The organism is Amycolatopsis sp. FDAARGOS 1241, from assembly GCF_016889705.1.
Classification (GTDB): domain Bacteria; phylum Actinomycetota; class Actinomycetes; order Mycobacteriales; family Pseudonocardiaceae; genus Amycolatopsis.
Map to the genome: position 1 here is coordinate 2,333,252 of NZ_CP069526.1, position 24,242 is coordinate 2,357,493.

Consider the following 24,242-nt stretch of genomic DNA (forward strand, 5'->3'; position numbering starts at 1 on the left):
GTGGATCTCCCTGAACCACACGTCGGTGACAAGTTCACGACCGCCTGCGGGCGCAGGCTGGGCCACATCGTTTCGGTCGACCCGGGGGAACAGCTGACCGGCACCATCCTGGGCGCCGTCATGTCCTACGTCCTCGTGCCCGAGGATCACAACGCGACGCGGCTGTTGTTCGAACTCGTCATGCGAACCAGCCGATGGGTGGCGCTCGGGGTGTGCGTCGGCGATCTGATCATGGCTCGACGGCAGTTGCTCAACCTGAAGCTGCTCGCCGAGCAGCACCGCGCCCAGCTGTGACGACGCGGGCCGAGCAACGGTGAGTGAACAAGGGCGGAGCTCGTTCCCGGTGGACGCGGCGTCCGGCAGGGTCAGGTCGCCGTCCCCACCCGGGCACACCCGGCCCGCTTCTGCCCGGCCCGCAGCACAGTGCGCTTGGTGCTCAAGGTGGTGGCGGGTGGAGCCGGCCGGCCTCGGCACGGCAAGCCGCAGCAGCCGGTTTTGGCCTGTCACCTCGAAAAACACGGCGTGCCACCGCGGTCGGAAAAAGCGTAAAATCGGCTACCGGTTCGAAACTTCAGGAGGGTGAAACGGCGAGGGCAGACGATGACTGGGCCGCCGAGTGTGGACGAGGTCCCGGTCGGCGCGCTGCTGTACGCGCTGCTGACCCGCATCTGTGACGACATCCCAGGGGGCCTCGGGGCCGCCGTCAGCGTGCATCACGGCGACGAGCCGCTTGCCGTCCTCGTGGCCGCCGGGATCGCCGGGCACCTCGCGCCTGCCCAGATCCAGCTGTTCGGGGGCCCGATCGTCACCGCCGCCGAGACCGGCGAAACCGTCGTCACCGCCGACGCGTTCACCGACCCGCGCTGGCCGAAACTCACGCGAGAAGCGGTCACCGAGCAGTTTCCTGAGCGGGCCGCCACGTGGCGCGCGCTGCGGGGCTTCGTCGCTCGCCCCTCGCCGTTCGATTGCGACAGCACTCTCGTGCTGTCCGCCTCGCTGGCGCACTCCTGCACCGACGAAGCGCTCCACGTGCTGGCCCGTTACGAGCGGCTCGTCTGCAACACAATTGTGGTGATCCAGACCGACATCGCGGCCGGCTCGGAGCAGATGATCGCTCTCCTGCGCTCGCACGCGGTGATCGAACAGGCCAAAGGCGCGATCGTGGCGGTCCGGGGGTGCAGCGCGGACGAGGCGTGGGAGACGCTGCGCCGGGCCAGCCAGGAGTTCAACGTCAAGGCCCGCGACTTGGCCGCGGCGCTGGTCGAGCACCTCGGCCACGCACAGGTGACCACGCCGGAAGGCCTGCCACAGATCGTGCCGCCGGAGCCGGCTCGCTACGCCGCCGCGCTGGTGTGGGCCGCGCTCGCCACACCCGAGTAACCGCACCCCGCCGGCTGGTGCCGGCCCATGGTGGCCACCGTGCCTTCCGAGGTCGAGCCGCCGTTGTGCGTCCGTTGTTGCGAGGAAGCAGGATCGGGCTGCAGACACGGCGAATTCGCCCGGCGTGCTGGGCGTGGTCAGCCTGTTTCGTCGGTGATGTGGTGTTCGGCGCCGACGGGTTTCGATTCGGGGGAGCCGCGCTGGCGGAGGTAGACGCTGAAGATCGCCATGCAGCCGATGGCGAGGAACTCCGACTGCCAGTTCTGCAGCGTCCTGTTCCAGAAGTCGGCGGACAGCAGGTATTCGCCCCAGCTGACGGGGTCGCCGAAGTCGCTGAGCTGCTGGGCGTTGTAGGCGCTGACGCCGGCGACGGACTGGGCCAACCACGAGAGCAGGAAGATCGCGCCCATGACGAGACCGAGCGACCGGGAGAACACGGCGGTGCGCCAGCCGCCCGCCTGCGCCCAGCGGGGAGACCCGTCGCGGAGGTGACCGTCGAGCAGTTGCTCCTGATCGCTTTCCAGACCGACTTTGCGCATCGGCTTGGATTCGGGGGACCCGCGCTGCACGAGCCAGACGGTGGCGAAGACGTAGAGGAAGAACTGCAGGTATTCCGACTGCCAGTTCTCGGCGACGTCGACCGCGAACGAGGACGAGGTGAGGTAGTCCAGCAGCCCCACGGGTGGGGTGCCGCGGGCCAGCTCTTGGTTGTTGAAGTCGACGAGGCCGGACCAGGCTTGGCCGGCCAGGCTGAGCAGGAACAGCGCGCCAAAGGCGAGTGAGAGGCCGTTGTTGCGCAGGTGGATCCGGATCGCGCTCATCGCCCCAACGCTCCGAGGGCGATGAAGTACGCGAGCCCGGCGGCGATGAGCACCAGGTAGGCGGCGAACACGAAACGGGCTTTCATCGCCCACCGACCGTGCAGTCGTAGACCTGCTCGTTGCGCGGGTGGCAGCCGGCGCCGGTGATGCGCCAGCCTTCGGGGAATTGGTGCAGGAAGAGGGTGTCGGCATCGGAACGGGCTTGGGCTTCGCCGCCCCACACGGACGCGGAGACGACGGGTGCGCGCGGCACGGTCGCGAGCATCGGTGGGCAACCGGCCGGGCCGAGACCGTCTCGTGCGCGTGGCGCGAGCAGAGCACAGGCCTCGACCGAGGCGCCCGTTGCGGCAGCGGTGACGAACGCCTGAGCAGCTGCCTGCGCGTCCGGGGAATCGGCGGCGCTGCACGCGCCGGTCGAAATCAGGAGCGCCCCTGCGATCACGCCGACGATGAGTTTCCGCACGGGTCGGTATACCCGCTCGTCGCGGCTTTACACCCGAGCTGGTCAGCCCAGCTGCGGCGTGTCACCGGGGAAGCTGATCGGAAGTTCGGAGAGCCCACGGGCACTGCGGCCGCCGGAAAGCCAGCCGTGAAAGAAGATGTGGCCGTCGGCGACGTCCGCGACGCCCGGTGTGTCCACCCGGCCGCCCAGGAGATCCGTGGAGAGGAACTGGCTGTCGGCCTTCACGAACGGACCGGACAACGTCGGCGCGGTGGCGTAGCACGTGTGGTAGCCGCTACTCGTGAAGGTGTCCGCGGAGTAGAAGAGCAAGTATCGGGACAGGGTCTTCACCACCGACGGCGCTTCCACGACACCCTTCTCAGCGGTGAGGTCGGCCCGGATTAGCTCACTGTGCGTGCCGGCGAGGGTGCGGCCGTCAGGGCTGAGTTTCTGCGACCAGATCGCGGCGGGCGGCCCGGTGGGTGTGCCGTCGCTCTTGTAGAGCAGGTAGCGGGTTCCGTCGGAGTCGAGAAACGTCTGCGGGTCGATGTCGCCGCCGTCGCCGGCCGCGCAGCCGATCGGCTGGTCGCCGCTCGGCTGGTAGGGGCCGTCGGGTTCGCTCGCGGTGGCGGTGCCGAGGCACATCTGGCCGCTCGCGCCGACGGTGGAGGCGAAGTACAGGACGAAGGTGCCATCCGGCAACGTGGTGACGTCCGGTGCCCAGAACCCGCCGCCTGGCTTCGCCCACGGCGGCGGTGTGGCGAGCGCGTCGCCGGTCCCGCGCCACGGGCCGTCGGGCGCCGGCGCCGCAGCCACGGGCACCTTGACCTGTCCGGTGCTCGTGGAGAACGCGAAGTAGCAGGCGCCGGTTTTCACCACGTCGGGGTCGGGAAAGTCCTGGTTGATCAACAACCGTCGTGCACTGATGGCCTGGGCAGGTGCGCAGGGCCGCCAGGCCAGGACCGAGACGGCGATCACCACAGTGAGCCGGCGACACTTCATGATCGATTCTCGGCGCGCGACACCGTGGTAACGCAAGGCTGCCGGCTGAAAGCACTGGGCTGGGTGCCTGCGACGCGGCTCGAGGTGGTGAACTCACGCGCTGACCGCTTTGAGGACCACCGTTGCCGGGCAGCCGATCGCTGACTCGAAGGTCGTGGCGATGCTATTTCTCGTGGCGCGGCACCCGGCGATCCCGCTGTCCGACGCGGACTCGGCCGAGGAGCGACCCGGTGACTCTGCCTGACGCACCGTGTTCGGCTAGCTGCTCAGCGGCCTCGACGCGGGGGTGTACGCCCCCGGCCCAGCCGATCGTCGCCTGCGTGCGGCGCGGGTGGTCGCCGGCTGGATTCGGGGGCGCCCGGTGGATCCGCGTGCGGACAGCGACGGACGCCATTGGTTGGCCAGGTCGTTGAGCGCAGTGCGGAAGCGGCGGGCCACCACGGTGGGGGCCGGTCGCGTGGGTTGCGGCCACGCCGCGAGTACCACCGGTGCTTCCGCGCACTCCGGTTCGAGCGCCAGGCTCCAGCCGCTCTCGCTGCTCCATTGCGCCATCAGCAAGCGTCCCGGGTAACACGAAACCTGCTCGGCGAGGGCGATGTATGCGGTCGACGGGCTGCCCTCTTCGCTCCACGACGCTTCGGGCTCGACTCGGAGGAGGCCGGCGATCGACTCGACGTAGCCACGCAGAGGCGAAACGTGACCACGCTCCGATTTCATCGTTGTACCTCCCTCGCAACCGCCGGCCGCGACCAGGACCCGCTCGATCGCTGTACCCGTTTTCCCGCCTGTCCGAACGGCGTTCGGCGTGGATTCCGGTGGGAATCCACTGCGGGGGCCCAAGAGTGTCGGTGCGGCGGGTGGGGACCTGCTAGTCCCGAAACATGCGGACGCCGTACGGGCGCGATGAGCCGTGACCGTCGCGGGTGGACAGTCACCTCGCCGACGCGGTGAGCCCGGACGATGGCGCGTAGCGTCGCCGTGCTGCATTGCAACGGCGACGGCCGCGTCCTGGTGGTCGCCGGCGCTGCTCGAACTCGCGAGCCGCCGTCACCCCAGGACGCCGCGCCGGTTGAACGCGCTGGTGAAGATCCTTTCGACGCAGGTCCTCACCAGCTGAGCGAGCTTCGCGTTGCACCCTCATCCGTCGTCGGCCGCCAGGGCTTCCTCGACGGAGGTGAACAGCTCGAAAACCCCTTCGAGGCCGATCAGCTTGAGGGTGCGGTCCAGGTAGGGGGCGACGGCCAGGCGCAGCGCTGTCTGCTCGCCGGCCAGCTGGCGTGCCTCGACCAGCGCCGCGATCGCGGCCGAGCCGAAGAACGTGACCCGAGTGAGGTCGACCACCAACGCCTCGGGGGCCTTCTCGAAGGTCTGCTGGATCGCGGTCTGCAGCTGAGGAGTGGTCAGCGCGTCGAACTCGCCGTGCGTGGTGAGCACGGCCGTGGAACCGTTGCGGTCCAGTGAGACGCCGGTATCGATCTTGTGCCCTTCGGCGTCCTGCGTGGGGTCGGGGTCTGAGGCCTGCATGCCCCGATCTTCGCGCACACGCCGCCTGCGCGCACGGCTCTCGAATGCCTCGAGACGGTCGAGAGTGGCCTGCCCGTGGCGGCGCCCGGAGTCGACCGAACCGATTTTCGGCAGGCAAGTCCAGCTTGGCGAAACCGTGGTGCGCTCGGGCAGGGCAGGGCAGGGCAGGCAGGCGAACCACTCGGCCGTCGTTCCCGGGATCAGTCGGCGGCAACCGCGGAACTCACCGTGTCGTGGAGAACGAACTGCCGGTCCAGACCGAGCAGGCCCAGCAAACGGCGGTTGGAGTGGGGGGACCAGCCGCACCGAAGAACGCGGTCTCGGTCAGGTCGATCACGAGGACGGCGGGTGGGTCGACGAAGACTTCGGCGATGGCGTCGTGCAGGTCCGGGGACGTGACCGCGTCGAAATCGCCACGGGCGGTGATCACCACACCCGGACCGCCCCGGTGCACACTGATCTCCGCCGCGGAGGCGGCCGCGCCGGCCGCGCCGTCCGGGGTGGTGTCGGATTATCGCGGCCTGGTAATCCACTGGGCGCGACCTTGACCAGCTGGTTCGATTGCGTGGTGGTGTGCAACGGACCGGCGGTTCACCGCCCGACCTGCGGACAGGCTGTGTCACCGGCCCAGTGCCTGCTGGAGCTCCTGTTTGGACATCTTGGAACGGCCGTTGATATTGCGCTTTTTCGCCTCGTTGTAGAGCTGGTCCTTGGTCGGCCCACCCGGGCCCTGCCGGTCGCCCGAGCGTTTTCCGCCGCGCTTCTGCGGGCTCGTGTCCCGGGTCGAACTCTTGCTCGCGGTCTTCGACTCCCCTGATTGCGCCCGGTTCTTGTTGACCGTCCGGGCCGCGATCTCCTTGGCCCGCGACGTGCTCGCCCCGCGCTTCTTCTGCGAGTCTTTGATGTGCTCGTACTGGCGTTCGCGCTTCCCGCTCCCATTGCTTTGCGGCATGGCGCCTCCTTCGTCGTGACCCGCAGATACCCGCGGTGAGCACCGGCAAAACCGCTGCGTCGGGCCGGCTAAGGCGAGCGCCGGCGTTCGCGCCCCTGCCCGCCGTCCGGCCCCTCGAACCGCCTCGACGCGGACGGACCTTGCCCGGTGGCGCAGCGGCGCCGCTCAGCGCGTCGGCTCGCCCTCCGGTGGTGGCTGGTCAGCCCGAGCGGGTGCCGCGCGGCATTCGGCGTGGAACTCGTCGAGGAACGCCCGGGCGACATCACGCAGCTTGGTGTTGGTGTCTTTCGACAGCTTCGTCAGCAATGCGAATGCTTCATCCCGTTCGCAGTGGCGCTGGCCCATCAGCACACCGGTGGCTTGCGCGATCAGCTCGCGGGTCTGCAGCGCCCGGCGGAGCTGGTCGTTTTCCTCGGTGAGGGACTCCATGAGCTGTTCGAAGTCGTTGTCATCGCCGGAAGCGGGCGCGCACTTCGTCGGCTCGCGGTCAGGTGACTCAACCCCCGAGATGACCATTCCCCTCCGGCCGACCCTCAGCGTGAACAAAAATAGCTCAACCGGTAGTGCAGCTGCACCAGAGTCCGGACAGTGGGCAACGGACCGGGAGGTGCCGTGTCGGCAATGCACTTGATGGTGGGCTCGGCCGGGAGAACACAGCGTCGGGCGTCGAGGTTTCAGTCGACCGGCTTCTCGAGCTCCAAGAGCGCGGCCATGGCCTGCTCGCCCAGGCTCAGCGGGTTGACCTGGAGGGCCGGGTCGTCCACGGCGAGCGCGTCGAGAAGGGTGAGCAGGACACCGTCGCGGGTCGACCACGGGCAGATGGCCATGGTCCCGCCGGTGATGGTCAGCAGGGCTTCGGCGACCACGGCGCCGCCGAGGGCCTGCCGGGCGCGCTGACGCGAGATGCCCGGCAGCTTCGCGCGCTTGGCCGTCGGCATGGCGGCCAGGCGCGGGATCCACACGCGCAGGTCGTCCAGGTGCAGCTCCCGGCCCCGCCCCGGACGGTCACCGGCGAGGCGTGCCAGCTGGCGCAGCACCTTCGAACAGCCGACCACGCGATGATCGGCGATCTCGGCGGTCACGTCACCCAGCGCGCCGCGCACCTGCGCCAGCACGTACTCACGCAGGGCCCGCACCTTCTTCGACCGCACCGGCGGATCCGTGGGCAGCCAGTCACGGGTGACCGACCGGGCCCCCAACGGCAGCGACCGCGCGAACTCGGCCTGGGAACCGCGTCCGGCCGACAACTCCACCGTCCCACCACCGATGTCGAGAACCAGCAGCGGACCGGCGGCCGCACCATACCAGCGCCGAGCGCCCACATAGGTCAGCTCGGCTTCGCGGCGCCCCGACAAGAACTGCAGCTCGACACCCGTGTCACGGCGAACCGTGCGCACCACCTCATCCGCATTGGCCGCATCCCGGATCGAGGACGTCGCAAAGGGGAACACATCGTGCACACCGTGGCGAGCGGCCACGGCCATCCCCTCGGCGACCGCCGCCGAGATGGCGGCGATCCCCCGGTCGCCCAACCGGCACTCGTCGTCGAGTTCACGGTCCAGCCGCAGCCGGCTCTGGTGGCTCAGCGCGGGCTCGAGCGGCGTACCGCCGGGCTCGAGCACCACGAGCCGAGCGCTGAACGAACCCACATCCAGCACACCCACAGCCGGCCCCGAAGTAGCGTGCACGGTGAGTTCACCTCATTTCCGCTCGCCGTGGTGTTCCCCGGAATGCCGCTGCTACACCTCACAAGCGCATTACGACGCTGAACTGGCTCTTCTCCCGCAGGGCGCCTTGCGGCCTCGACTGGAGCACCTCCCGCGGGGTCCGGCCCGCTCATGGTCAGGCCCGCTCAAGGCTCCGGGGCATGCTGGTGGTTCCGGCCAGAATGGAACTGCGCCCGGGCAGGACGGGAGGGTCGTGTTGTCTACTGCCTGGGGAGGTCCACGCGGGTTTGGGCGAGGCCGGCGAGGAGGTCACCGTGTTCGGCCACGCGGGGCAGGACGTCGTCGGCGGTGAAAGTCAGGTCGGCGGGGCTACGGCAGGCGCGGACTTCGTCCCAGGTGATCGGGGTGGAGACGGTGGGGAGGTCGCGCCCGCGCAGGGAATACGGCGCGATGGTGGTTTTGTGGGGGTTGTTCTGCGACCAGTCGATGAACACGCGTCCGGAGCGGTGGGCCTTCGCCATCACCGCGGTCACCCTGCCGGGCGTTTGCGCGGCGAGCTGCCGGGCCAGCCGCTTCGCGTAAACCGACGGGGCCGCGGGGTCGTCGGTGGAGATGGCGCAGTAGAGCTGCATGCCTTTGGCGCCACTGGTTTTCGCGAACGGAGTGAGCCCGTCCGCGACGAGCACCTCCCGCAGCCGCTCGGCGACCCGGCAGCACTCGACGATCGTCGTACCTTCGCCGGGGTCGAGGTCGAACACCAGCCGGTCCGGCGGCGTTCGCCGGTCGTCGGCGGTGGCGGTCCACTGTGGAATGTGGAGTTCCAGTGCGGCGATGTTGGCGGCCCACACCAGGCTCGGCAGGTCTTCGAGCAGGGGGTAGGTGATCGTTCTGGGCCCCTTTCCACTGCGGGTGCCCGAGCTGGGCAGAACCGCGGTGCGAATCCACTCCGGAGCGCCGCGGGGGAGGTTCTTCTCGAACCACTGCCCGTCGTCGACGCCGTCGGGGTAGCGGATGAACGTCACCGGCCGCCCCGCCAGGTGCGGCAACAAGACCGGCGCGATGCGGGAGTAGTAGTTGAGGACCTCGCCTTTGGTGAACCCGTTCGCGGGATACAACACTTTGTCCAGATTGGACAAAACCAGTTGCCGATCGCCCGCTTGGACGGTGATCCGCTGACCTGCCGCAGCCGAAAGGGCAGGCGCCGGTGGCGCGGGAGAACGGTGCAACGGGCGCGGCGCGACCACGTCGGCGGGCTTCTTGTCGGCGCGCAGTCCGCGCCAGGCGGTGTGCCGCAGCCGGCCGGCGCCCCGGGTGAAGGTGCGGTACACCACGTCGCCGACCAGCTTCGGCTCGGCCCACCGCACGCCACGGACATCCTCGCGGGGCGGTGTGGTCGCGAACGGATGGGCCCGCCGTTCGAGCTTCGCCAGGTCGGCCTGAAGCGACGCCCGGGTGGCCTGGCTGAAACCCGTTCCCACGTCGCCGACGTACTCCAGCGCGCCGGTGTCCGGGTCGTGCGCGCCGAGGACCAGGCCGCCGAGCGTGCCGGCGAAGCCGCGTTGTCCGGGCCGCCACCCGCAGACGACAACCTCGGCGGTGTGGAGGAGCGGGTGCTTCAGCCACGTGTCGCTGCGGGCGCCGGGGTGGTAGGCCCCCGTGCGCACCTTGGCGATCAGCCCTTCCATGCCCGCGGCCGCTGCCTGCTCGAGAAAGTCACCCGGAGTGCGACCGTCGCCGGCGAGCTGCTCGAAGGTGCACGCCGGAACCACCGCGATCCGGTCCGGGTCGAGCACCGGCAGGTCCTCGAGCCGGCGGCGACGTTCGTCGTACGGTTCGGCGAGCAGGGCCTTGGCCCCCCGGCGCAACAGGTCGAACGCGAGGAACCGGACCGGCACGTCGTCCAACGATTCGTTGCGCCGCAGCGAGCCGCGCTGGGTCTGGTAACGACCGCGGCGCTGCTGGAGGGCTTCGAAGTCCGGCCGGCCGTGCTCGTCGAGGGCCACGATCTCGCCGTCGAGCACGAGTGCCTCGCCGTCTGGGGCGGTGGTGACCACGTCGGCGATCTCGGCGAACTCGGCGGTGAGTTCGATGTTGTTGCGGCTGGTCAGGACCGTCGTGCCGTCCGCCGCGATCCGCAGGCAGCAGCGGTAGCCGTCCACTTTGTACTCGTAGGCCCAGCGCGGGCCGGACGGGAGCCGCCCGCCGTCGGACTTGGCCAGCATCGGCTCGACCCAGGCCGGTACCCGGGCGGCTGCTGCACGGACCATCGCGGCCTCCCGTCGATGCACCGAGCCGCACCCGGGCCCGGACACTACCCATCGACGGTAACCCGTTCGGCGTAACTCCGCCCGATCGCGCCTGGTTGCGACCGCTGCCTCGTCGCTTGTGGGACAGTGGCCGGATGAGCGGGCCCGACGATCCTGGCGTCGCCGCCGTCGAAGCGGCGCGGCACGCTGCGGCACGGGTGCACAGTGCGGCCCAGCGGCGGAGCGCTCTGCAGATGCCCGCCGCGTCGGAGGGCTCCGCCACCGTTGACCCCGATGCCGGCGAGCACGAGCGCCGGAGCACCGTGTCGGCGGCTCGCGCTGCGTTGTCGCACGCACGTCGACGCGAAGCGCCAGCCCGTACTCGTCTCCGGAACGGATTGCTCAGTTCGGCGCGCGCTCACGACAGCGCCGCTGTTCAGCACGAGGAATTCGCCTACCGCGGCGGTGCCGCAGCGGTAGGCGAGCACCAGTAGAAGGCCAACACCCACCGCGTGAATGCGGACGCCGACCGCTCTCGCGCCGCCGGATTCGAGGCCACCGGTCCCCGCGGCTGACACCGGCAGTCGGGCGGCTGCCTCGCATGCCTGTTGGGCTGGACTGCTTCGTTTGGTGGCGGCCGGATGGCGGTACCCGTTCCGGGAAGGTGTGAGCGTCTGCGGCCGCGAGCAATGGTGACGGCGTTCCCGCTGAGGCCCGTGGTGGCGATGAAGGGACGAGGATGGCCGACGCCGAGGTGTTGATCAGCCCGTCGAATGTGGATTCCGCGCTCGTGCTGCGGCTGGCCGGCCCGCTGGTCGGCGGCGCCGTGGCGTCGGCGCAGGAGAAGCTCACCGACATCAGCGCGGCCGTGCCCCCGCCGCATCTCGTCGTGCCGGACCTGCGTGCCGTCTCCGGGCTCTCGGCCGCCGGTGCCCGGGTGCTGAGCCGCTTCGTGACGGCTCAAGCCGAGCGGAGTGCGCGGACGGCCGCGGTCGTCGAGGACGGCGGTGTCGTCTTCCGCGTGTTGCGGACCGCGACTCCGGTGGGGCAGCTGCGGGTGTATGGCACGGTCGACGCGGCCATGGCGTTCGAACCGCACCCGTCCGCCGAGGTCGACGAGCTCGGCGGACGGCTCGCGGCGCTGAGTCGAGTGCTCCTCGACGCCACCACCCTTGAGCAGGCGCTGCGCCCGATCGTAGCGGCCACCGTGGTGATCATTCCCCACGCTCAGGTGGTCAATGTGACGCTGCGGGATCCGGCCGGGCGGTTCTTCACCCCGAACGAAACCGACGGCGTCGCCGCGGTCCTCGACCAGGCCCAGTACGCGGCCGGGAGCGGTCCGTGCGTCGACGCCGCGCGTCCGGACGGTCCTGGGTACGCCCTCGCCCTCGACCTCACTGCGGCCACGGCGTGGCCGCAGTTCGCCGCCGTCGCCGCCCAGCCACGGCCTGGGCTCGCTGCTGCCGACGGCCCTGCAGCCGCCGTCGGGCGACGGCGCCGGTGCGAGGCGCGCTCAACATCTACAGCCACCGCGAAGCGTTCCTTGCCGCGGACCGCCACCGGGCGCTGCTGCTGGCGACCTACACGTCGCTCGCGCTGGCGCGCAACACCGCGGCGGAGGTCGCCGAGCTGCGCTCCACCGAGCTGCGCCGGGCCCGTCGAGTCCCGGGACGTCATCGGGCAGGCCAAGGGCATCCTCATGGCCCGCCAGGGCCTGACGGCGGACGAGGCATTCGACCTGCTGCGCCGCACGTCGCAAACGCTCAACCTCAAGCTCGCGCAGCTCGCCGCGACGCTCGTCGAACGCCACGGCGAACTCGCCTCGCCGGGGTTAGCCGGGACAGGGGCTTCGATGGTGACGCTGAGCGGGCCCCCATTCACGCCCGCCCGTGAGGCAGGTCATCCGCCCGCGGTGTCCTCGGCCTCCCACCGCAGCAGGTCGCCCGGCTGGCACTCGAGCACCTCGCAGAGCGCGGCGAGCGTCGTGAAGCGCACTGCCTTGGCGCGGCCGTTCTTGAGCACCGCCAGGTTGGCCGGGGTGATCCCCACGCGGTCGGCGAGCTCGCCCACGGACATCTTCCGCTTGGCCAGCATCACGTCGATGTCGACGGCGATCGGCATCAGATGACCTCGTCCAGCTCGGCCCGCATTTGCGCCGCTTCGCCGTCGCGCGCGACCGCCTGGGCGAGCAGCATCCGCAGCACGAGCACGATGAGCGCGACCCCCAGGATGGCCACGCCGATCCCGCCCATGATGAGGGTGACGCCAGGGTCCTCCCGCTGGCCCGGCGCGTTGATGGCCGTGACCGCGAACCACACGAGGGCCGCCGCCACGATCGCGCCGATCACGCCGTCCACGTAGCGGAAGGCGGCGTGGGAGAACACGGTTCCGCGTCGCACCATCGTCACCAGGCGCCACACGCAGACCACCGCGACCTCGACCGACAGCATGCCCAGGATCGTGACCACGCGCAGCGGCGTCAGCGGGAGCGACCCGGTCACCGGTTTGGCGGCCAGCGCCCACACCATCGACACCTGCACGAACACCGTGCCGGCGAGCACCACCACGAGCACGGCCCGCAGCGTCTGCACAGTCAGCTTTCCCATGGCCCTCTTTCCATCGAGTTGCGATGGGAATCTATCGAATATCGATAGGCAGGGCAACCGGCTTGGTGCCGCTCTCCGGGGGCACGGCAGTCGCTGCTCCGAATTGTGGTGACAAGGTCGGCCGGCTCGACGACGTGAGACTTCGCGGCGGCGACTGTGGTGCAGTGTCCTTAGTGGACAGAACCCGTGCAGGGCCCGGCTGCCGGAGCAGGCGAGGAACACCGGAGCGCGCAGCGCTCCGGTCGGCCTGGATTGCGCTGCATATTCGGTTGCCGGTCGGCCACGGCCGCGACTACGTCGCCGCGGCCCGCGGCGCCGGGGATCCCGTGGAATACCTCGAGTTGCCCGACGTCGGGCCACTTCGAGACCCGAACCACCGCGGCTGGACCGCGGTACGACTGATTGCGGGACAACGTTCGCCCACCGCGACCATCCACTCAGGCCAGCCGGCGGCCGTGGCGATGCGGTGTCGCCTCCTCGTCGAGATCGACGTCGTGAGGCGCACCAGCCGGCAACGCCTCAGGTCAGGGCGTGGTCCTTGCTCGCGGTGTTAACTGACTTGACGCTGAGAACCTTTTGCAGGTAATCGGCGACCGCGTCTCTGTTGCGGGTCAGGAATTCGATGCGTTCGGACAGCCGGGCCTGTTCGCGTTGCAGGGTGGTGATCATTTCCGGGGTCACGTCGGGGACGTAGATGGTCTCCGGCCTGTCCAGGCACGGCAGGAGCTGCTCGATGATCCGGGTCGGGAGCCCGGCGTCGAGCAGACCCTTGATCTGCAGCACGACGTCCACGTGTGACTCGCCGAATTCGCGGTAGCCGTTGTCGGCGCGGCTGGGCGCGATCAGCCCTTGTTCCTCGTAGTAACGCAGTAGCCGAGGGGATACGCCGGTGCGCTGCGCGAGCTCGCCGATTCTCATGTGCTCCAGGCTACCTTGACCTTCACATGGGTGTGAATGTTTGCGAATCGCTCTACGGCCCGGCCCGGTTCCTCCGGGGGCCACGACGATCACCGGAGGGTTCAAGTGAGACTTGGACTCCGTCTGCCCCAGCGGCTGGGTGTGGACCTGGCAAAACGGCGTCGTCGAGAGGCCAGAACGGCGGAAGCGGCCGGGTACCCCAGCGTGTGGACGTACGAACGGCTGCTCTTCCCCGAGACGCCCGCCGACCGGCCTGTGCCGTTGATCCGGGACGTGGGCACAGGCCGGCAGCGTCATGGAGGCTCGAGAGCAATGGGCGCCTCCGTGAAGCGGTTCAGCTCCTCCCTGAGGGCCGCCGATCACGAACGGCGGCCCTCAGCGGGAGCAGCAAGCCTCTACCCGGCAGGATGCGGTTCACCAGGAGGATGGCCCGGCTGGCTCGGGTCAGGTCGCGTCACGAAGCACCGTCGACGCGCACGACGCCCGGTGTCGCCGAACCGCCGAGCCAGCCGCGGCCCTCGTCGTACAGCACTTCGACCGAGTGCCCGCGCAGCCCGGGCAGGTCGCGCATGACCCGGTACCCGTTGTCCTCCTGGAGGTAGCCGAGGTGGCGGTAACCGGGTGGGAAGCTCGCCAGCGCCGCGGCGTCGAGCTTGAGCGACGCCGCGGGATCGACGACGTCCATCCGGTCCGACTCGTAGATCGGCTGCCGGCGCACGATGCCCCAGCGCCCGTCGCGGCGTTCGAGGAAGTCGTAGAACCGCCCGGTGCACGTCACGTCGACTAGCGTGCCGTGGACCGGCGCGCGCTGCTCGATCTTCATCTTCGTCTGGGCGATCGCCCGGGCGCCCGAGACCTCGCACGTGAAGCCGCCGAGGAAGTGCAGGATCTGGCCGCCCGCGTCGAAGGCCGCGCGGCTCACCTCGATGAAATCGGTGAAGGGACCTTGGAACCACGTCGCGGTCATCCAGCCGTCGCTGTGCCAGACCGTCGCGAACTCCTCCCACCGCGCGGAGTCGCGGTAGAGGGCCCAGTCCTCGACGACCTTGCGGATCTGCTCGTACTCGGGGTGAAGAGGCAATGTGCCCAACCTTTCTCGCTGTAACGGGTGAAGCAGCCGCGTCGACGAGTGAGCGCCGTGCTCCGATCGTGGCGCCGGCCGCTACCGGCGCGCAACGCCGGTGGCGGCTTGGAACCGAGGACGGGCCAGGAAGGCCGCGCCCGCGGTCCTCTGTGGTCAGTCGGCCGAGGCGGATTCCTGCCGTGGCTGCGCTGCGCTCGCGGCGCACGAGTCCCCGGCTCGAACCGAACGGGAAACCTTGGCCAGCGCCAGCACTGCGCCGCTGGCCACCAGGAACATCGCGCCCATCACCACGAACACGGTGCGGGGCGCCGCCCCGCCGCCCAGGGCGAAGCCGACCAGCAGCGGACCCAGGATGCCGCCGATGCGGCCGATGCCCAGCGCCCAGCCGACCCCGGTCGGGCGGATCCGCGGCGGGTAGAGCACCGTCGCCAGCGCGACCACGCTCATCTGGCCGCCGGTGACGCAGGTACCGGCGAGGAACGCCGCGCCCAGCACCAGCCAGCTCTGCCCGGTGACCGCGAACGCGAGCACCGACACGAACACCGCGCCGAGGAGGTAGACCACGCCGAGCGTGCCGAACGGCCCGCGCCGGTCCATCAGGGGCCCGATCACCAGCGCCGCGGCGATCCCGCCGATCGTCGTCAGCGCCGTGGCCAGGACGGCCGTCGAGGGGGCGTGTCCGAGCCGGCCCAGGATCGTGGGCAGCCAGCTCTGCACGGCGTAGAACACGCCCAGGTTGAGCATGAACGCGAGCCACAGCAGCGCGGTGCTGGCGAGCCAGTGCCGCCGGAGCAGCTCGACCAGCGGGGACCGGACCTTCACCGGCGAACCGGCGCGCTCGGCCGGCAGCACCTGCGTCTGCGGGTCGAGCTGAGGGTCGACGCGGCACAGCGTGGCGTGGGCGCGGGCGGCGTCACGCGGCAGCAGATAACTCGGGGAGTCGGGCAGGAAGCCCAGCAGCACGACCGCGAGGAGCAGCGGCAGGACACCGCCGAGCACGAACATCGGCCGCCAGCCCCAGCTCGGGATGACCGCTCCGGAGATCAGGCTCGCGGCGACGAAGCCCAAGGCCAGCCAGCAGTAGATGAACATGACGAATGTGGAGCGGCGCCGGGCCGGCGCGAACTCACTGGCCAGCGCCACGGCGCTCGGGATGGCCGCACCGAGCCCGGCGCCGGTGAGCAGCCGCAGCACGATCAGCTGCGTCTCGTTCCCGGCCAGCGCGCACAGCACGGTGAACACCCCGAACAACGCCGTGGAGACGATGACGAGCTTGCGGTGCCCGACCCGGTTCGCCAGGGGCGAGAGCACCAGGTAGCCGATCATCAGGCCCACGATCGACGCGGAGAAGATCGGGCCGAGAGCGGCAACGGGCAGCGACCACTCCTTGGCGACGGCCGGGGCGACGAAGCTGATCGCCTGGGTGTCGAGGCCGTCGAGGAACATGACCAAACCGGTCAGGGCCAGGACCAGGAAGTGGAAGCCGCCGACCGGCCGCCCGTCGATCAGCTCGTCCAGGCGCACGGTGCGGCGCGGTTGCGAAAGTTGAGAAGGCACGGCGGTATCGCCTTTCGTATGTGATGCACGGCCCCCCGAAGATGTGGGCGTGACCCGGGAAAGTCCCGGTGGGAACGGGGGAATTCCTGAACGCCTCCCCTGGTACTCAGGCCGTTCCCCGTACGGCCGAAGAGAAAAGGCCGGCACGGAAGGGGTTTTACGCGAGTCTGACCTGAGGGGTCAGCAGGATTCGTCGCTGTAGAAGGTGGTGAAGGTGCTGACCGGTTCGCGCGCAGTCCGATGACGACTGAGGCGGTGCTCCGGGTCGGCGTAGCCGAGGGCGAGTCCGCAGACGATGAGCTGATCGTCCGGGATCTTCAGGTGCCGGCGCAGAACCGGGTAGAAATCGATGAACGACGCCTGCGGGCAGGTGTCGAGCCCGGCGTGGCGGGCCACGAGCATGAGCGCCTGCAGGAACAGCCCGGCGTCGACGAGCGCGCTCGCGAGCGGAGCCCGGCTGACCGTGAGGACCAAACCCACCGGGGCGCCGAAGAAATCGTAGTTCCGCCGGTGGTGTGCCTGGCGGCCTTCGGTGTCGTGCGGGGCGATCCCGAGCGTGTCGCGGTAGAGGCCTTCACCGAAGGCCCGGCGGCGGGTCCGAAACGGCTCTTCCCAGTCTTCCGGCGCCGGCTGGTACGGGTACTCCCGCTCGGCGACCCGGCCGTCTCCGTCCAGTGCCTGCCAGAGCGCGTCGGTCAACCGGCGTTTCGGTTCGCCGGTCAGGACGTGGACGTGCCACGGCTGGCCGTTGGAGTTGCTTGCCGACCGCGCGGCGAGCGCCAGCAGGCTCTCCACCTCCGCGCGCGAAACGGGCGTGGGCAAGAACGCCCGCACGCTGCGGCGCGTCAGCAAGGCCTCGACGACGGTCACGGCCGGCGGTGCCGCACCGGCCGGGGGCGCGACTTTCGTGGTGGTGTTGTCGTTCATCAGCTCGGCGGTTTCGGTCACTGCCCGTCGGCCGCGGACATCCGGTAGCCGTCGGGGACCATGAATTCGTAGTCCTCGGGAACCGTGATGTCGTAGGAAATGCGGCCTGCGGGCAGGTAGAACAGGGCGATCAGCGACCCGCCCACGACCTCGGGGTAGTGGTGGCTGCCCGGCTCGGGCGACGTCCAACCCGGACCCTGCCAACCGCGCGGCCCGCGCAGCAGCGCACCCTCGTCCAGCGGGATGACCATGTTGATCTCGCCGTAGGGGTGCTGGTGGTATTCACCGCAAAAGAGCGTCTCGCTGTTCAAGTAGACGGCCGTGATGCTGAACCAGTTCAGCCGCTCGCTCGGCTCGACGATCCGGCTCCGGCGGTAGTTCGGACCGTCGACCTCGACGTTCGCGGCCCAGCCGTCGGCGACCCCGTCCTTGATGATGCGGGCGAGGTCGTCCCACAGCTCGGAACCGGGACCGCGGTGCTCGTTGAGCCAGGTTTCCAGCTCGACTCCGGCCGTGCGGTTCTTGATCTCGTTGATGAACGGGATGCTGCGCTCGATCAGATCTTCGGGTGTCGCGCTCATGTTCTGTCTCCTGCTGGCGTCGTTGCCGGAGCGGGAAGCCCCGCGCTCGAAACGGTAAGATAGGCGAACGTTACAGTCAATAGCTGTAACGTTTGAGGTAAGCGGCGGACTTGGCCCCAGGCCCCGATAATCGAGCCATGACGGACTCACGCAAGGCGGACCCCGAAGCCGGACAAGCGACGGCCCCGTCGCGCGGTGGCCGGCCGTTGGATCCCGGGCGCGACGAAGCGATCATCACGGCCGCGCGCCGGCGGCTGGTCCTCGACGGTTATTCGAGGATGACGATCGCGGACATCGCCACCGACGCCGGCGTGTCACGGCCGACGGTCTACCGGCGCTGGTCGGGCAAGCTCGAACTCACCATCGAGGCGATCGACTACGGGTTCCGCGCGCAGCGCGACGCCTACCCCGCTCTGGAGCTCGCGGACCTCCCGGCTCCCGAAGCGCTGGCGGAGGCCGTCCGGCGGCTGGATCCCTGTTACTACAACCCCGACGCGATGGTCCTGATGGGCAACTTCATGAGCGAGACAACGCGAACGCCGGAACTGCTCGCGATCGTGCTGGAGCACGCCGTCGAGCCCCGGCTCGCGCACCTCGAAGGCGTCCTCGCCGATCTGCAGGAGCGCGGCGAGGTGCGGTCCGACCTCGATCGGCACACCATCGCCACGATGTGCTTCGGCAGCTACTTCGCGGCGTTCCTGCGCGCTGAGCACGACCGCAGTGGTCTCGCCGAGCAGGTCGTCGCCGTGCTGTGGCCGGGGATCGCGGCGCGGCGGTGACCGCCCGGTGCGTTCGGGATCAGCGCTGTCCCGGGGCGGGTCTTCTTTCGAGGGTGGGCCAGAGCACGGAGGCGACCGATTCGGCGACGTCCACTTCGGACCCGCCGCGGTAGAAGGCCGCGAGGTAGCTGCCGAAGCACAGCGTCGCGACGGTGCACTTGTCGATGTCGTCGCGCACGGCGCGGCGGTGCTGGAGCCGGGTCAGCACGCTCTGCACGAGCTCGACCCGGGGTTCGACCGCGTGCTTGCGCAGGACCTCGAGCAGTTCGGGCGTGTGGCTCGATTCGCCGGCGAAGCTGCCCATCAGCACCATCGCGTCCGGGTTGTAGTACGTCGGGTCCAGCCGCCGGAGGACCTCCACGAACGCGGCCCGCGGCTCGAGTCCGCTCAGGTCCAGTTCGTACATGTCGTGCTGCTTGCGGAACCCGTAGTCGAGCGCGTCGACGACGAGCTCGAACTTGGTGCTCCAGCGCCGGTACAAGGTGGGCCGCCCGACCTTCGCGTCGGCGGCGATGTCGCCGAGCGTCAAGCGGGAATAGCCCCGCTCCACCAGGCGGCGTCGGGTCGCGAGGATGATCGCCTCGTCGAGCGCGGCGTCGCGGGGCCGGCCGCTCGGGCGTGGACCGTCGTCGGCGGGCCTGGTCGCGGGCAGCGCGCGTGCTCGAGCCATGGGTGACACCTCGCCGAGAATTCGGGCAGCTCTGTAAGCTTGATAGTTACATATACTATCTGTAACGTAAACCCAGAGTCGTCGGAGGGACGAGAGCGTGGACGTCGAGGGCTACCTCCGCAGGATCGGCGCGGTCCGCCCCGCCGTGCCCGATCTCGCCGCGCTGCGCGAGCTGCAGCGCCGCCACCTCGAAACGGTGCCGTTCGAAAACCTCGATCGCTACCTGGGACGGCAGATCGACCTCGCGGAACCCGCGTTGCTCGACAAGATCGTCGGGCAGCGCCGCGGCGGGTTCTGCTACGAACTCAACGGCGCATTCGGGCTGCTGCTGCACCACCTCGGGTTCGAAGTGCAGCTGCTCGCCGGCCGGGTGTTGCGCCGGGAAGGAGGGTTCGGCCCGCCGCTCGACCACCTGGCGCTGCGCGTCGACCTGGCCGAGCCGTGGCTGATCGACGTGGGGTTCGGCCGGTTCAGCGTCCGGCCCCTGCGGCTCGCGACGACCGCGGCCCAGCCGGATCCGGCGGGCCGGTTCACCACCCGGCCCGCGCCACACGGCGACGTCGACGTACTGCACGACGGGGACGTGGTCTACCGGCTGGAACCGCGCCCGCGCGCCCTGGACGACTTCCACGCCATGGCGTGGTTCCACACGAACTCCCCGCAGTCGCCCTTCGCCCACGGGCCGACGTGCTCGCTCGTGACCCCCGGCGGGCGCGTGACGATCGCCGGGGGCCGCCTGATCGAAACGACCGGTGCCGAGCGCACTGAGCGCGTGCTCGATGGCGACGACGCGATCCTGCGGGCCTACGAGGAACACTTCGGCATCGTCCTCGACCGGGTACCTGCCGGCTGACCGGCCGGGTCACCCCGTAGGCGCCGGACCCGATCACCGCACGAATTCGGCCGCGAAGGTCCGCAGGGTGTCGGCGTCGAGCGCGTTCTGGAAGCCGATGATCAGCTCGTCCACCCCGGCCTCGCGGTAGGTGTCGAGCCGATTGCGGATCGTGTCGATCGTGCCGACGAGGCCGTAGCCCGCGAGGTCGCCCGGGAAGACCAGCTGCGCCCACGGCGGGACCGCCGCGCGGGCCTCGTCGTCAGTGTCGGCGGTGATGCAGTAGGTCGTGGACGTCTTGGTGATCGCCGAGTAGTCGCGGCCCACCGTCTCGCAGTGGCGAGCGAGAATCCCGTACTTGCGGTGGACCTCGTCCGGCGACTCCTGCACGTTGCAGAGATCGCCGTACAGTGCGACCAGCCGCAGCGTCACCTTCTCCCCACCGCCGGCGACCATCACCGGCGGGTGCGGCGCCTGGACGCCGGTGGGCAGGTTCACCGCGCCGTCGGTGCTGAAGTAGCGGCCGGCGAAGGTGGCCGGGTTCCCGGTCCACAGTTCGGCGATGATCTGCAACGACTCTTCGAGCCGGCGCAGGCGCTCGCCGGCGCCGGGGAAGTCGTAGCCGAACGCGCGGTACTCGTCCTCGTACCAGCCGGCGCCGATGCCGAAGGTCAACCGCCCGCCGGAGACGACGTCGAGGGTCGAGGCCATCTTGGCCAGCAGGGCGGGGTTGCGGTAGCCGTTGCCGGTGACCAGCTGGCCGAGCCGGGCGGTCCTGGTTTCGCGAGCCAGCGCCGCCAGGGTCGTCCAGGCTTCGAACACGAACGACCCCGACGGGCCGAACGGGATGAAGTGGTCCGGGGCCCAGATCGTGGTGAAGCCGGACTCGTCGGCCACCCGGGCCAGTTCGAGAAGCTTGTCGAACGCGACGACCGGGCTGGTGTAGCCCGCGAACTCGTGGGTCGTCCCGGTGGGCAGGTAATAGCTCAGTTCCATGGTTTGTGAGACCGCGGGGGATCCGCGAAGGAATCGAGAGCGGACCGATTCCTTTTCGCACCGCGGGTGGTCCAACTCCTCATGACGAGGGAAACTCCGCGGCGTCTGGTGCTCAGCACGCTGGTGTCGCTCAACGGTGTGATCAGCGAACCGCTGAAGTGGGCGGGCCCCTACTTCGGCCCGGGCAGTGCGGCCGCCTCACTGGCGGCGCTGCGGGACTGCTCGGCGATGCTGATGGGCCGGCGGACGTACGAAATCTTCTCCCGGCAGTGGCCGGCGACCCCCGGCGAATACGCGGCGCAGCTCAACGCCCTGCGCAAGTACGTCTTCTCCGGCACCTTGCGGGACCCGCAGTGGACGAACACCGCGGTGCTCGGCGACGATGTCGTCGAAACGGTCGCCGCGCTCAAACGGGAGGCGGGTGGGGACTTGATCGTCTACGGCCACGGCCGGCTCGGGCGCACCCTGACCGGGGCCGGGCTGGTCGACGAGCTGACGATGACCGTCGTGCCGGTGATCGTCCCCGAAGGCGAGCCCTTCTCCTGCGAGGGCGACGCGGGGAGCTCGTGGGAGCTCATCAGCGCGGCGCCGGGCGCGGACCCCGGCCTGGTGTCCTTGCGCTACCGGCCGGCTCGAGGCTGACCGCGTTGGCCGAACTGTGGGATCAGCTGGCGGACTACCGGCCGGAGCTGGTGGCCCTGTGCTACCGCATGACGGGCTCCGTGCAGGAGGCCGAGGACCTGGCGCAGGAAACCTACCTGCGCGCCTGGCGAAGCCGTGACGCGTTCGAAGGCCGCTCCTCGGTGCGTACGTGGGTGTACCGGATCGCCATGAACGTGTGCCTCACCGCGCTGAAGGGCAGCGGACGCCGGGTGCTGCCGGCCGGTCTGGGCGTCCCCGGTCAGGACCCCGACGTTCCGCTGGCCGCGGCTGACGTCCTGTGGCTCGACCCGCTGCCCGAGGACCCCGCCCACGTCGCCGAACGGCGGTCGACGCTACGGCTCGCGCTGGTGGCCAGCCTGCAGTACCTGCCGCCGCGGCAGCGGGCCGCGTTCCTGCTGCGGGAAGTGCTGGCCCTGCCCGCCGACGAGATCGCCGAGGTGCTGGGCACCACCGTGCCCGCGGTGAAAAGCGCCCTCCAGCGCGCCCGGGCCCGGCTCGACGAAGTGACGCCGACACCCGACGCCTTCGTCGAGCCGGACTCGAGTGCGGCTCGCGCCATCCTGAACACCTACATCGCGGCCTTCGAGACCGCAGACGTTCCGGCGTTGACGCGGCTGTTGCGCGACGACGCGACCCTGGAGGTCGTCCCGTCGGGTCTTTCCCTTTCCGGCAAGGGCGCTTGTGTGCCCCACCTCGCGGCACACGTGCTCACCGCGCCCGGTCTCTACCGGATGTTCCCGACCGTCGCCAATGGACAACCCGCCGCGGCGGCCTACCACCGCGACCACCTCGACGCGCCGTTCCGGCCGTTCGGGCTGGCGGTGCTGGCCACCGACGCCACACACCTCGTGGCGATCACGACGTTCCTCGACCCGGCGCTGGTCGGCGCCGCCGGTTTTCCCGCCGACCCGGCGCACGCCGGTGGCAGCTTCAGGCGTTGAGCTGGGTCACCGCGGTCACGATCTGCGGGTTGTCGGACTGCATGCGCCCGCCGAACCCGGCGTTCTCGAGGGGGTAGAAGTTCATGAGGACGAGGGTCTCGTCAGTGTTGGCGAGGCCTTTGTACGCCGCGCGGATCGCGGAGTGGATCTTGCTCGACATGGTCCTGCGCGCGTCGACGCTGTGCAGTTGCGGTGCTTCGAGAAAGCACACGGGACGGATCGGCTCGGCTTGGGTGCGGCCGTCCTGGGCGACGTTTTCCGCGGGGTATTCGCGCAACCAGACGCGGACGTCCGGGATCCGGTACGCCTCGTCGATGGCGGCGGAGACGTCCCGCATCATCGTCTGCTTGGCCTCGGGCCGGATGCCCGCCGGCGCTTCGATGAAGAACTGCGGCATGGTGGTTCTCCTGTCGTGTTCGGTCGGGCTTGTGCCCTCAGTACGGGTGACGCGGCGACGGCGCGGACTCATCGGCCGGGCGACCGATGAGTCCGCGGCGCTCGGTGCGTCACACGGGGGTGACGGATGTGACGAGCCCGGCCGGCCCGAGGGCCGCGGTACCGGACGACGAGGTGGCGGCAGCGCTGGGAGGTGACCAGCGCGCGTACGCGGCACTGGTCGAACGCCATCGCGCCGAACTGCACCTGCACTGCTACCGGTTCACGGCGTCGACCCAGGACGCGGAGGACCTGGTCCAGGAGACGTTCTTGCGCGCGGGGGCCAAGCGGGCGAGCTTCCCGGGCCGCTCGACCTTCCACGCGTGGCTCTACGGGATCGCGACGAACGCGTGCCTCGACGTGCTCCGGCGCCGGCCGAGACGGGTGACGCCGCCGGAAGTCAGCGGCCCGGCTGATCCGAGCCCCGCCCGCCGACGGACCTCGCGTGGCTGGAGCCCTACCCGGACCGGCTCCTCGAGGACGTCGTGGCGTCCGGAGTCGATCCCGAGGCGATGCTGGTCCGGCGGGAGGCCCACTGAGCTGGCGTTCCTGGCGGCGATCCAGCACCTGCCCCAGCGGCAACGGGCCGTGCTCATCCTGCGGGACGTGGTCGGGTGGCCGGCCGCGGAAACGGCCGCCGCACTCGACGTGACGGTGGCGTCGGTGAACAGCGCGCTGCAACGCGCGCGGGAGACGCTCAGGAGGCGCTGGGTGCGAAACGACGCCGATCGCCGGGCGATCGCCCGGCTCGGCGAGGTCGAACAGGCAATGCTGGCGGGCATGGTCGACGCGTGGGAGCGCACCGACGTCGACGAGGTCGCCGCGCTGCTGGGCGCTCGGGCCCGGCTCGTCATGCCGCCCATGACGTCCTGGTACGACGGGCGGGAGTCGATCACGCAGTTCCTCGCCTCGCACGCCTTCACGCCGGGCATGACCGGCCACGTGCGCGCGATGGCGACCGCCGCGAACCGGCAACCCGCTCTGGGGATCTACCTCCGCGACGCGAACGCGCGGTTCCGGCCGTTCGCCCTGCTCGTCCTCACCGTCGAGCGTGAGGTGATCACGGAGCTGGCCCTGTTCCACCTGCCCCGGCTGTTCCCGCTGTGCGGGCTGCCCGTCGAGTGGTGACCGAGCGGGCCCGCAACCTCGGCGAACCGCTGCGGGGCGTACGATGAGCCTGATCGGGGGAGGGCTGGAGCGGTGGTGCTGAGATGGGGTT

At 70.1% G+C, this 24,242-nt stretch carries 27 protein-coding genes and 1 pseudogene; 8 read left to right on the forward strand and 20 right to left on the reverse strand.

From position 1 onward, the window contains the following. Both I6J71_RS11575 and I6J71_RS11580 read left to right on the forward strand, forming a co-directional pair. Nucleotides 1-294, forward strand: coding sequence for a hypothetical protein (locus tag I6J71_RS11575; RefSeq protein WP_239154667.1), 294 nt, complete (start codon nt 1-3; stop codon nt 292-294). A 306-nt stretch (nt 295-600) separates the two neighbouring features. Continuing rightward, the gene (locus I6J71_RS11580; RefSeq protein WP_204094721.1) at nt 601-1,380 is read left to right on the forward strand and encodes an ANTAR domain-containing protein; all 780 of its coding nucleotides are present in this window, start codon (nt 601-603) and stop codon (nt 1,378-1,380) included. 137 nt (nt 1,381-1,517) lie between these two features. On the opposite strand, the gene I6J71_RS11585 is transcribed toward I6J71_RS11580, so the two are convergent. The 10 genes from I6J71_RS11585 to ligD all read right to left on the reverse strand — a co-directional run bounded on the left by I6J71_RS11585 (nt 1,518) and on the right by ligD (nt 10,055). Beyond that, nucleotides 1,518-2,201 carry a DUF6766 family protein gene (locus I6J71_RS11585; protein ID WP_204094722.1) on the reverse strand — a complete coding sequence of 228 codons (684 nt, stop codon included), beginning with the start codon at nt 2,199-2,201 and terminating at the stop codon, nt 1,518-1,520. An 82-nt stretch (nt 2,202-2,283) separates the two neighbouring features. Continuing rightward, nucleotides 2,284-2,664, reverse strand: a complete 381-nt coding sequence (locus I6J71_RS11590; RefSeq protein ID WP_239154668.1) for a hypothetical protein — start codon at nt 2,662-2,664, stop codon at nt 2,284-2,286. A 42-nt stretch (nt 2,665-2,706) separates the two neighbouring features. After that, nucleotides 2,707-3,645, reverse strand: coding sequence for a glycoside hydrolase family 43 protein (locus I6J71_RS11595; RefSeq protein ID WP_204094723.1), 939 nt, complete (start codon nt 3,643-3,645; stop codon nt 2,707-2,709). A gap of 258 nt (nt 3,646-3,903) precedes the next feature. Continuing rightward, on the reverse strand, nt 3,904-4,632 hold the full coding sequence (locus tag I6J71_RS50545; protein WP_370542119.1) for a DUF6292 family protein: 729 nt from the start codon (nt 4,630-4,632) through the stop codon (nt 3,904-3,906). Nucleotides 4,633-4,782: 150 nt separating this feature from the next. Then, nucleotides 4,783-5,169, reverse strand: coding sequence for an STAS domain-containing protein (locus I6J71_RS11600; RefSeq protein WP_204094724.1), 387 nt, complete (start codon nt 5,167-5,169; stop codon nt 4,783-4,785). Between the two features lie 223 nt (nt 5,170-5,392). Then, on the reverse strand, nt 5,393-5,602 hold the full coding sequence (locus tag I6J71_RS11605; RefSeq protein WP_204094725.1) for an STAS domain-containing protein: 210 nt from the start codon (nt 5,600-5,602) through the stop codon (nt 5,393-5,395). 186 nt (nt 5,603-5,788) lie between these two features. Continuing rightward, entirely contained in the window at nt 5,789-6,121 is a 333-nt protein-coding gene (locus I6J71_RS11610; RefSeq protein WP_204094726.1) for a plasmid stabilization protein, read from the reverse strand. A gap of 165 nt (nt 6,122-6,286) precedes the next feature. Continuing rightward, on the reverse strand, nt 6,287-6,637 hold the full coding sequence (locus I6J71_RS11615; RefSeq protein ID WP_204094727.1) for an ANTAR domain-containing response regulator: 351 nt from the start codon (nt 6,635-6,637) through the stop codon (nt 6,287-6,289). Nucleotides 6,638-6,795: 158 nt separating this feature from the next. After that, nucleotides 6,796-7,809 carry a Ppx/GppA phosphatase family protein gene (locus I6J71_RS11620; protein WP_239154669.1) on the reverse strand — a complete coding sequence of 338 codons (1,014 nt, stop codon included), beginning with the start codon at nt 7,807-7,809 and terminating at the stop codon, nt 6,796-6,798. 239 nt (nt 7,810-8,048) lie between these two features. Further along, nucleotides 8,049-10,055: a DNA ligase D gene (gene ligD, locus I6J71_RS11625; RefSeq protein ID WP_204094728.1), complete on the reverse strand. Its 2,007-nt coding sequence runs from the start codon at nt 10,053-10,055 to the stop codon at nt 8,049-8,051. Nucleotides 10,056-10,773: 718 nt separating this feature from the next. On the opposite strand from ligD, the pseudogene I6J71_RS50550 reads away from it, so the two are divergent. After that, nucleotides 10,774-11,775 (forward strand): annotated as a pseudogene (locus I6J71_RS50550) (ANTAR domain-containing protein); the annotation flags it as partial. A 158-nt stretch (nt 11,776-11,933) separates the two neighbouring features. Here the strand turns inward: I6J71_RS50550 and I6J71_RS11635 are convergent. The 7 genes from I6J71_RS11635 to I6J71_RS11665 form a co-directional block, all read right to left on the reverse strand. After that, nucleotides 11,934-12,155 carry a helix-turn-helix transcriptional regulator gene (locus I6J71_RS11635; RefSeq protein ID WP_204096992.1) on the reverse strand — a complete coding sequence of 74 codons (222 nt, stop codon included), beginning with the start codon at nt 12,153-12,155 and terminating at the stop codon, nt 11,934-11,936. Beyond that, on the reverse strand, nt 12,155-12,640 hold the full coding sequence (locus I6J71_RS11640) for a DUF2975 domain-containing protein (RefSeq protein WP_204094729.1): 486 nt from the start codon (nt 12,638-12,640) through the stop codon (nt 12,155-12,157). Before I6J71_RS11640 ends, I6J71_RS11635 begins: the two co-directional genes overlap by 1 nt. Nucleotides 12,641-13,159: 519 nt before the next feature. Continuing rightward, complete coding sequence (locus I6J71_RS11645) at nt 13,160-13,558, reverse strand: MerR family transcriptional regulator (RefSeq protein WP_204094730.1); 399 nt, start codon at nt 13,556-13,558, stop codon at nt 13,160-13,162. A gap of 454 nt (nt 13,559-14,012) precedes the next feature. After that, a complete protein-coding gene (locus tag I6J71_RS11650; protein ID WP_204094731.1) occupies nt 14,013-14,639 on the reverse strand; it encodes a nuclear transport factor 2 family protein in 627 nt (208 codons plus the stop codon). A 156-nt stretch (nt 14,640-14,795) separates the two neighbouring features. After that, entirely contained in the window at nt 14,796-16,199 is a 1,404-nt protein-coding gene (locus I6J71_RS11655; RefSeq protein ID WP_204094732.1) for an MFS transporter, read from the reverse strand. Nucleotides 16,200-16,379: 180 nt separating this feature from the next. After that, complete coding sequence (locus I6J71_RS11660) at nt 16,380-17,147, reverse strand: nitroreductase (RefSeq protein WP_239154671.1); 768 nt, start codon at nt 17,145-17,147, stop codon at nt 16,380-16,382. Further along, nucleotides 17,144-17,707, reverse strand: coding sequence for a DUF4863 family protein (locus I6J71_RS11665; protein ID WP_204094733.1), 564 nt, complete (start codon nt 17,705-17,707; stop codon nt 17,144-17,146). Before I6J71_RS11665 ends, I6J71_RS11660 begins: the two co-directional genes overlap by 4 nt. 137 nt (nt 17,708-17,844) lie before the next feature. On the opposite strand from I6J71_RS11665, the gene I6J71_RS11670 reads away from it, so the two are divergent. Then, the gene (locus tag I6J71_RS11670; RefSeq protein WP_204094734.1) at nt 17,845-18,486 is read left to right on the forward strand and encodes a TetR/AcrR family transcriptional regulator; all 642 of its coding nucleotides are present in this window, start codon (nt 17,845-17,847) and stop codon (nt 18,484-18,486) included. A gap of 19 nt (nt 18,487-18,505) precedes the next feature. On the opposite strand, the gene I6J71_RS11675 is transcribed toward I6J71_RS11670, so the two are convergent. Next, complete coding sequence (locus I6J71_RS11675; RefSeq protein WP_204094735.1) at nt 18,506-19,156, reverse strand: TetR/AcrR family transcriptional regulator; 651 nt, start codon at nt 19,154-19,156, stop codon at nt 18,506-18,508. 97 nt (nt 19,157-19,253) lie between these two features. Here I6J71_RS11675 and I6J71_RS11680 point away from each other — a divergent pair, with 97 nt between their 5' ends. Continuing rightward, nucleotides 19,254-20,009 (forward strand): arylamine N-acetyltransferase, encoded by a 756-nt coding sequence (locus tag I6J71_RS11680; protein WP_204094736.1) that lies wholly within the window; start codon nt 19,254-19,256, stop codon nt 20,007-20,009. 33 nt (nt 20,010-20,042) lie between these two features. Here the strand turns inward: I6J71_RS11680 and I6J71_RS11685 are convergent, their stop codons facing one another. Continuing rightward, nucleotides 20,043-20,984, reverse strand: coding sequence for an LLM class F420-dependent oxidoreductase (locus I6J71_RS11685; protein ID WP_204094737.1), 942 nt, complete (start codon nt 20,982-20,984; stop codon nt 20,043-20,045). 81 nt (nt 20,985-21,065) lie between these two features. On the opposite strand from I6J71_RS11685, the gene I6J71_RS11690 reads away from it, so the two are divergent. Together I6J71_RS11690 and I6J71_RS11695 are read left to right on the forward strand one after the other, a co-directional pair. After that, the gene (locus I6J71_RS11690) at nt 21,066-21,626 is read left to right on the forward strand and encodes a dihydrofolate reductase family protein (protein WP_204094738.1); all 561 of its coding nucleotides are present in this window, start codon (nt 21,066-21,068) and stop codon (nt 21,624-21,626) included. A 5-nt stretch (nt 21,627-21,631) separates the two neighbouring features. Beyond that, on the forward strand, nt 21,632-22,588 hold the full coding sequence (locus I6J71_RS11695; protein WP_239154673.1) for an RNA polymerase subunit sigma-70: 957 nt from the start codon (nt 21,632-21,634) through the stop codon (nt 22,586-22,588). Here the strand turns inward: I6J71_RS11695 and I6J71_RS11700 are convergent. Next, entirely contained in the window at nt 22,578-22,985 is a 408-nt protein-coding gene (locus I6J71_RS11700; RefSeq protein WP_204094739.1) for a hypothetical protein, read from the reverse strand. The genes I6J71_RS11695 and I6J71_RS11700 overlap by 11 nt on opposite strands. Before the next feature lie 128 nt (nt 22,986-23,113). On the opposite strand from I6J71_RS11700, the gene I6J71_RS11705 reads away from it, so the two are divergent. Next, nucleotides 23,114-24,151 (forward strand): RNA polymerase subunit sigma-70, encoded by a 1,038-nt coding sequence (locus I6J71_RS11705; protein ID WP_204094740.1) that lies wholly within the window; start codon nt 23,114-23,116, stop codon nt 24,149-24,151. The last annotated feature ends 91 nt before the right edge of the window (nt 24,152-24,242 follow it).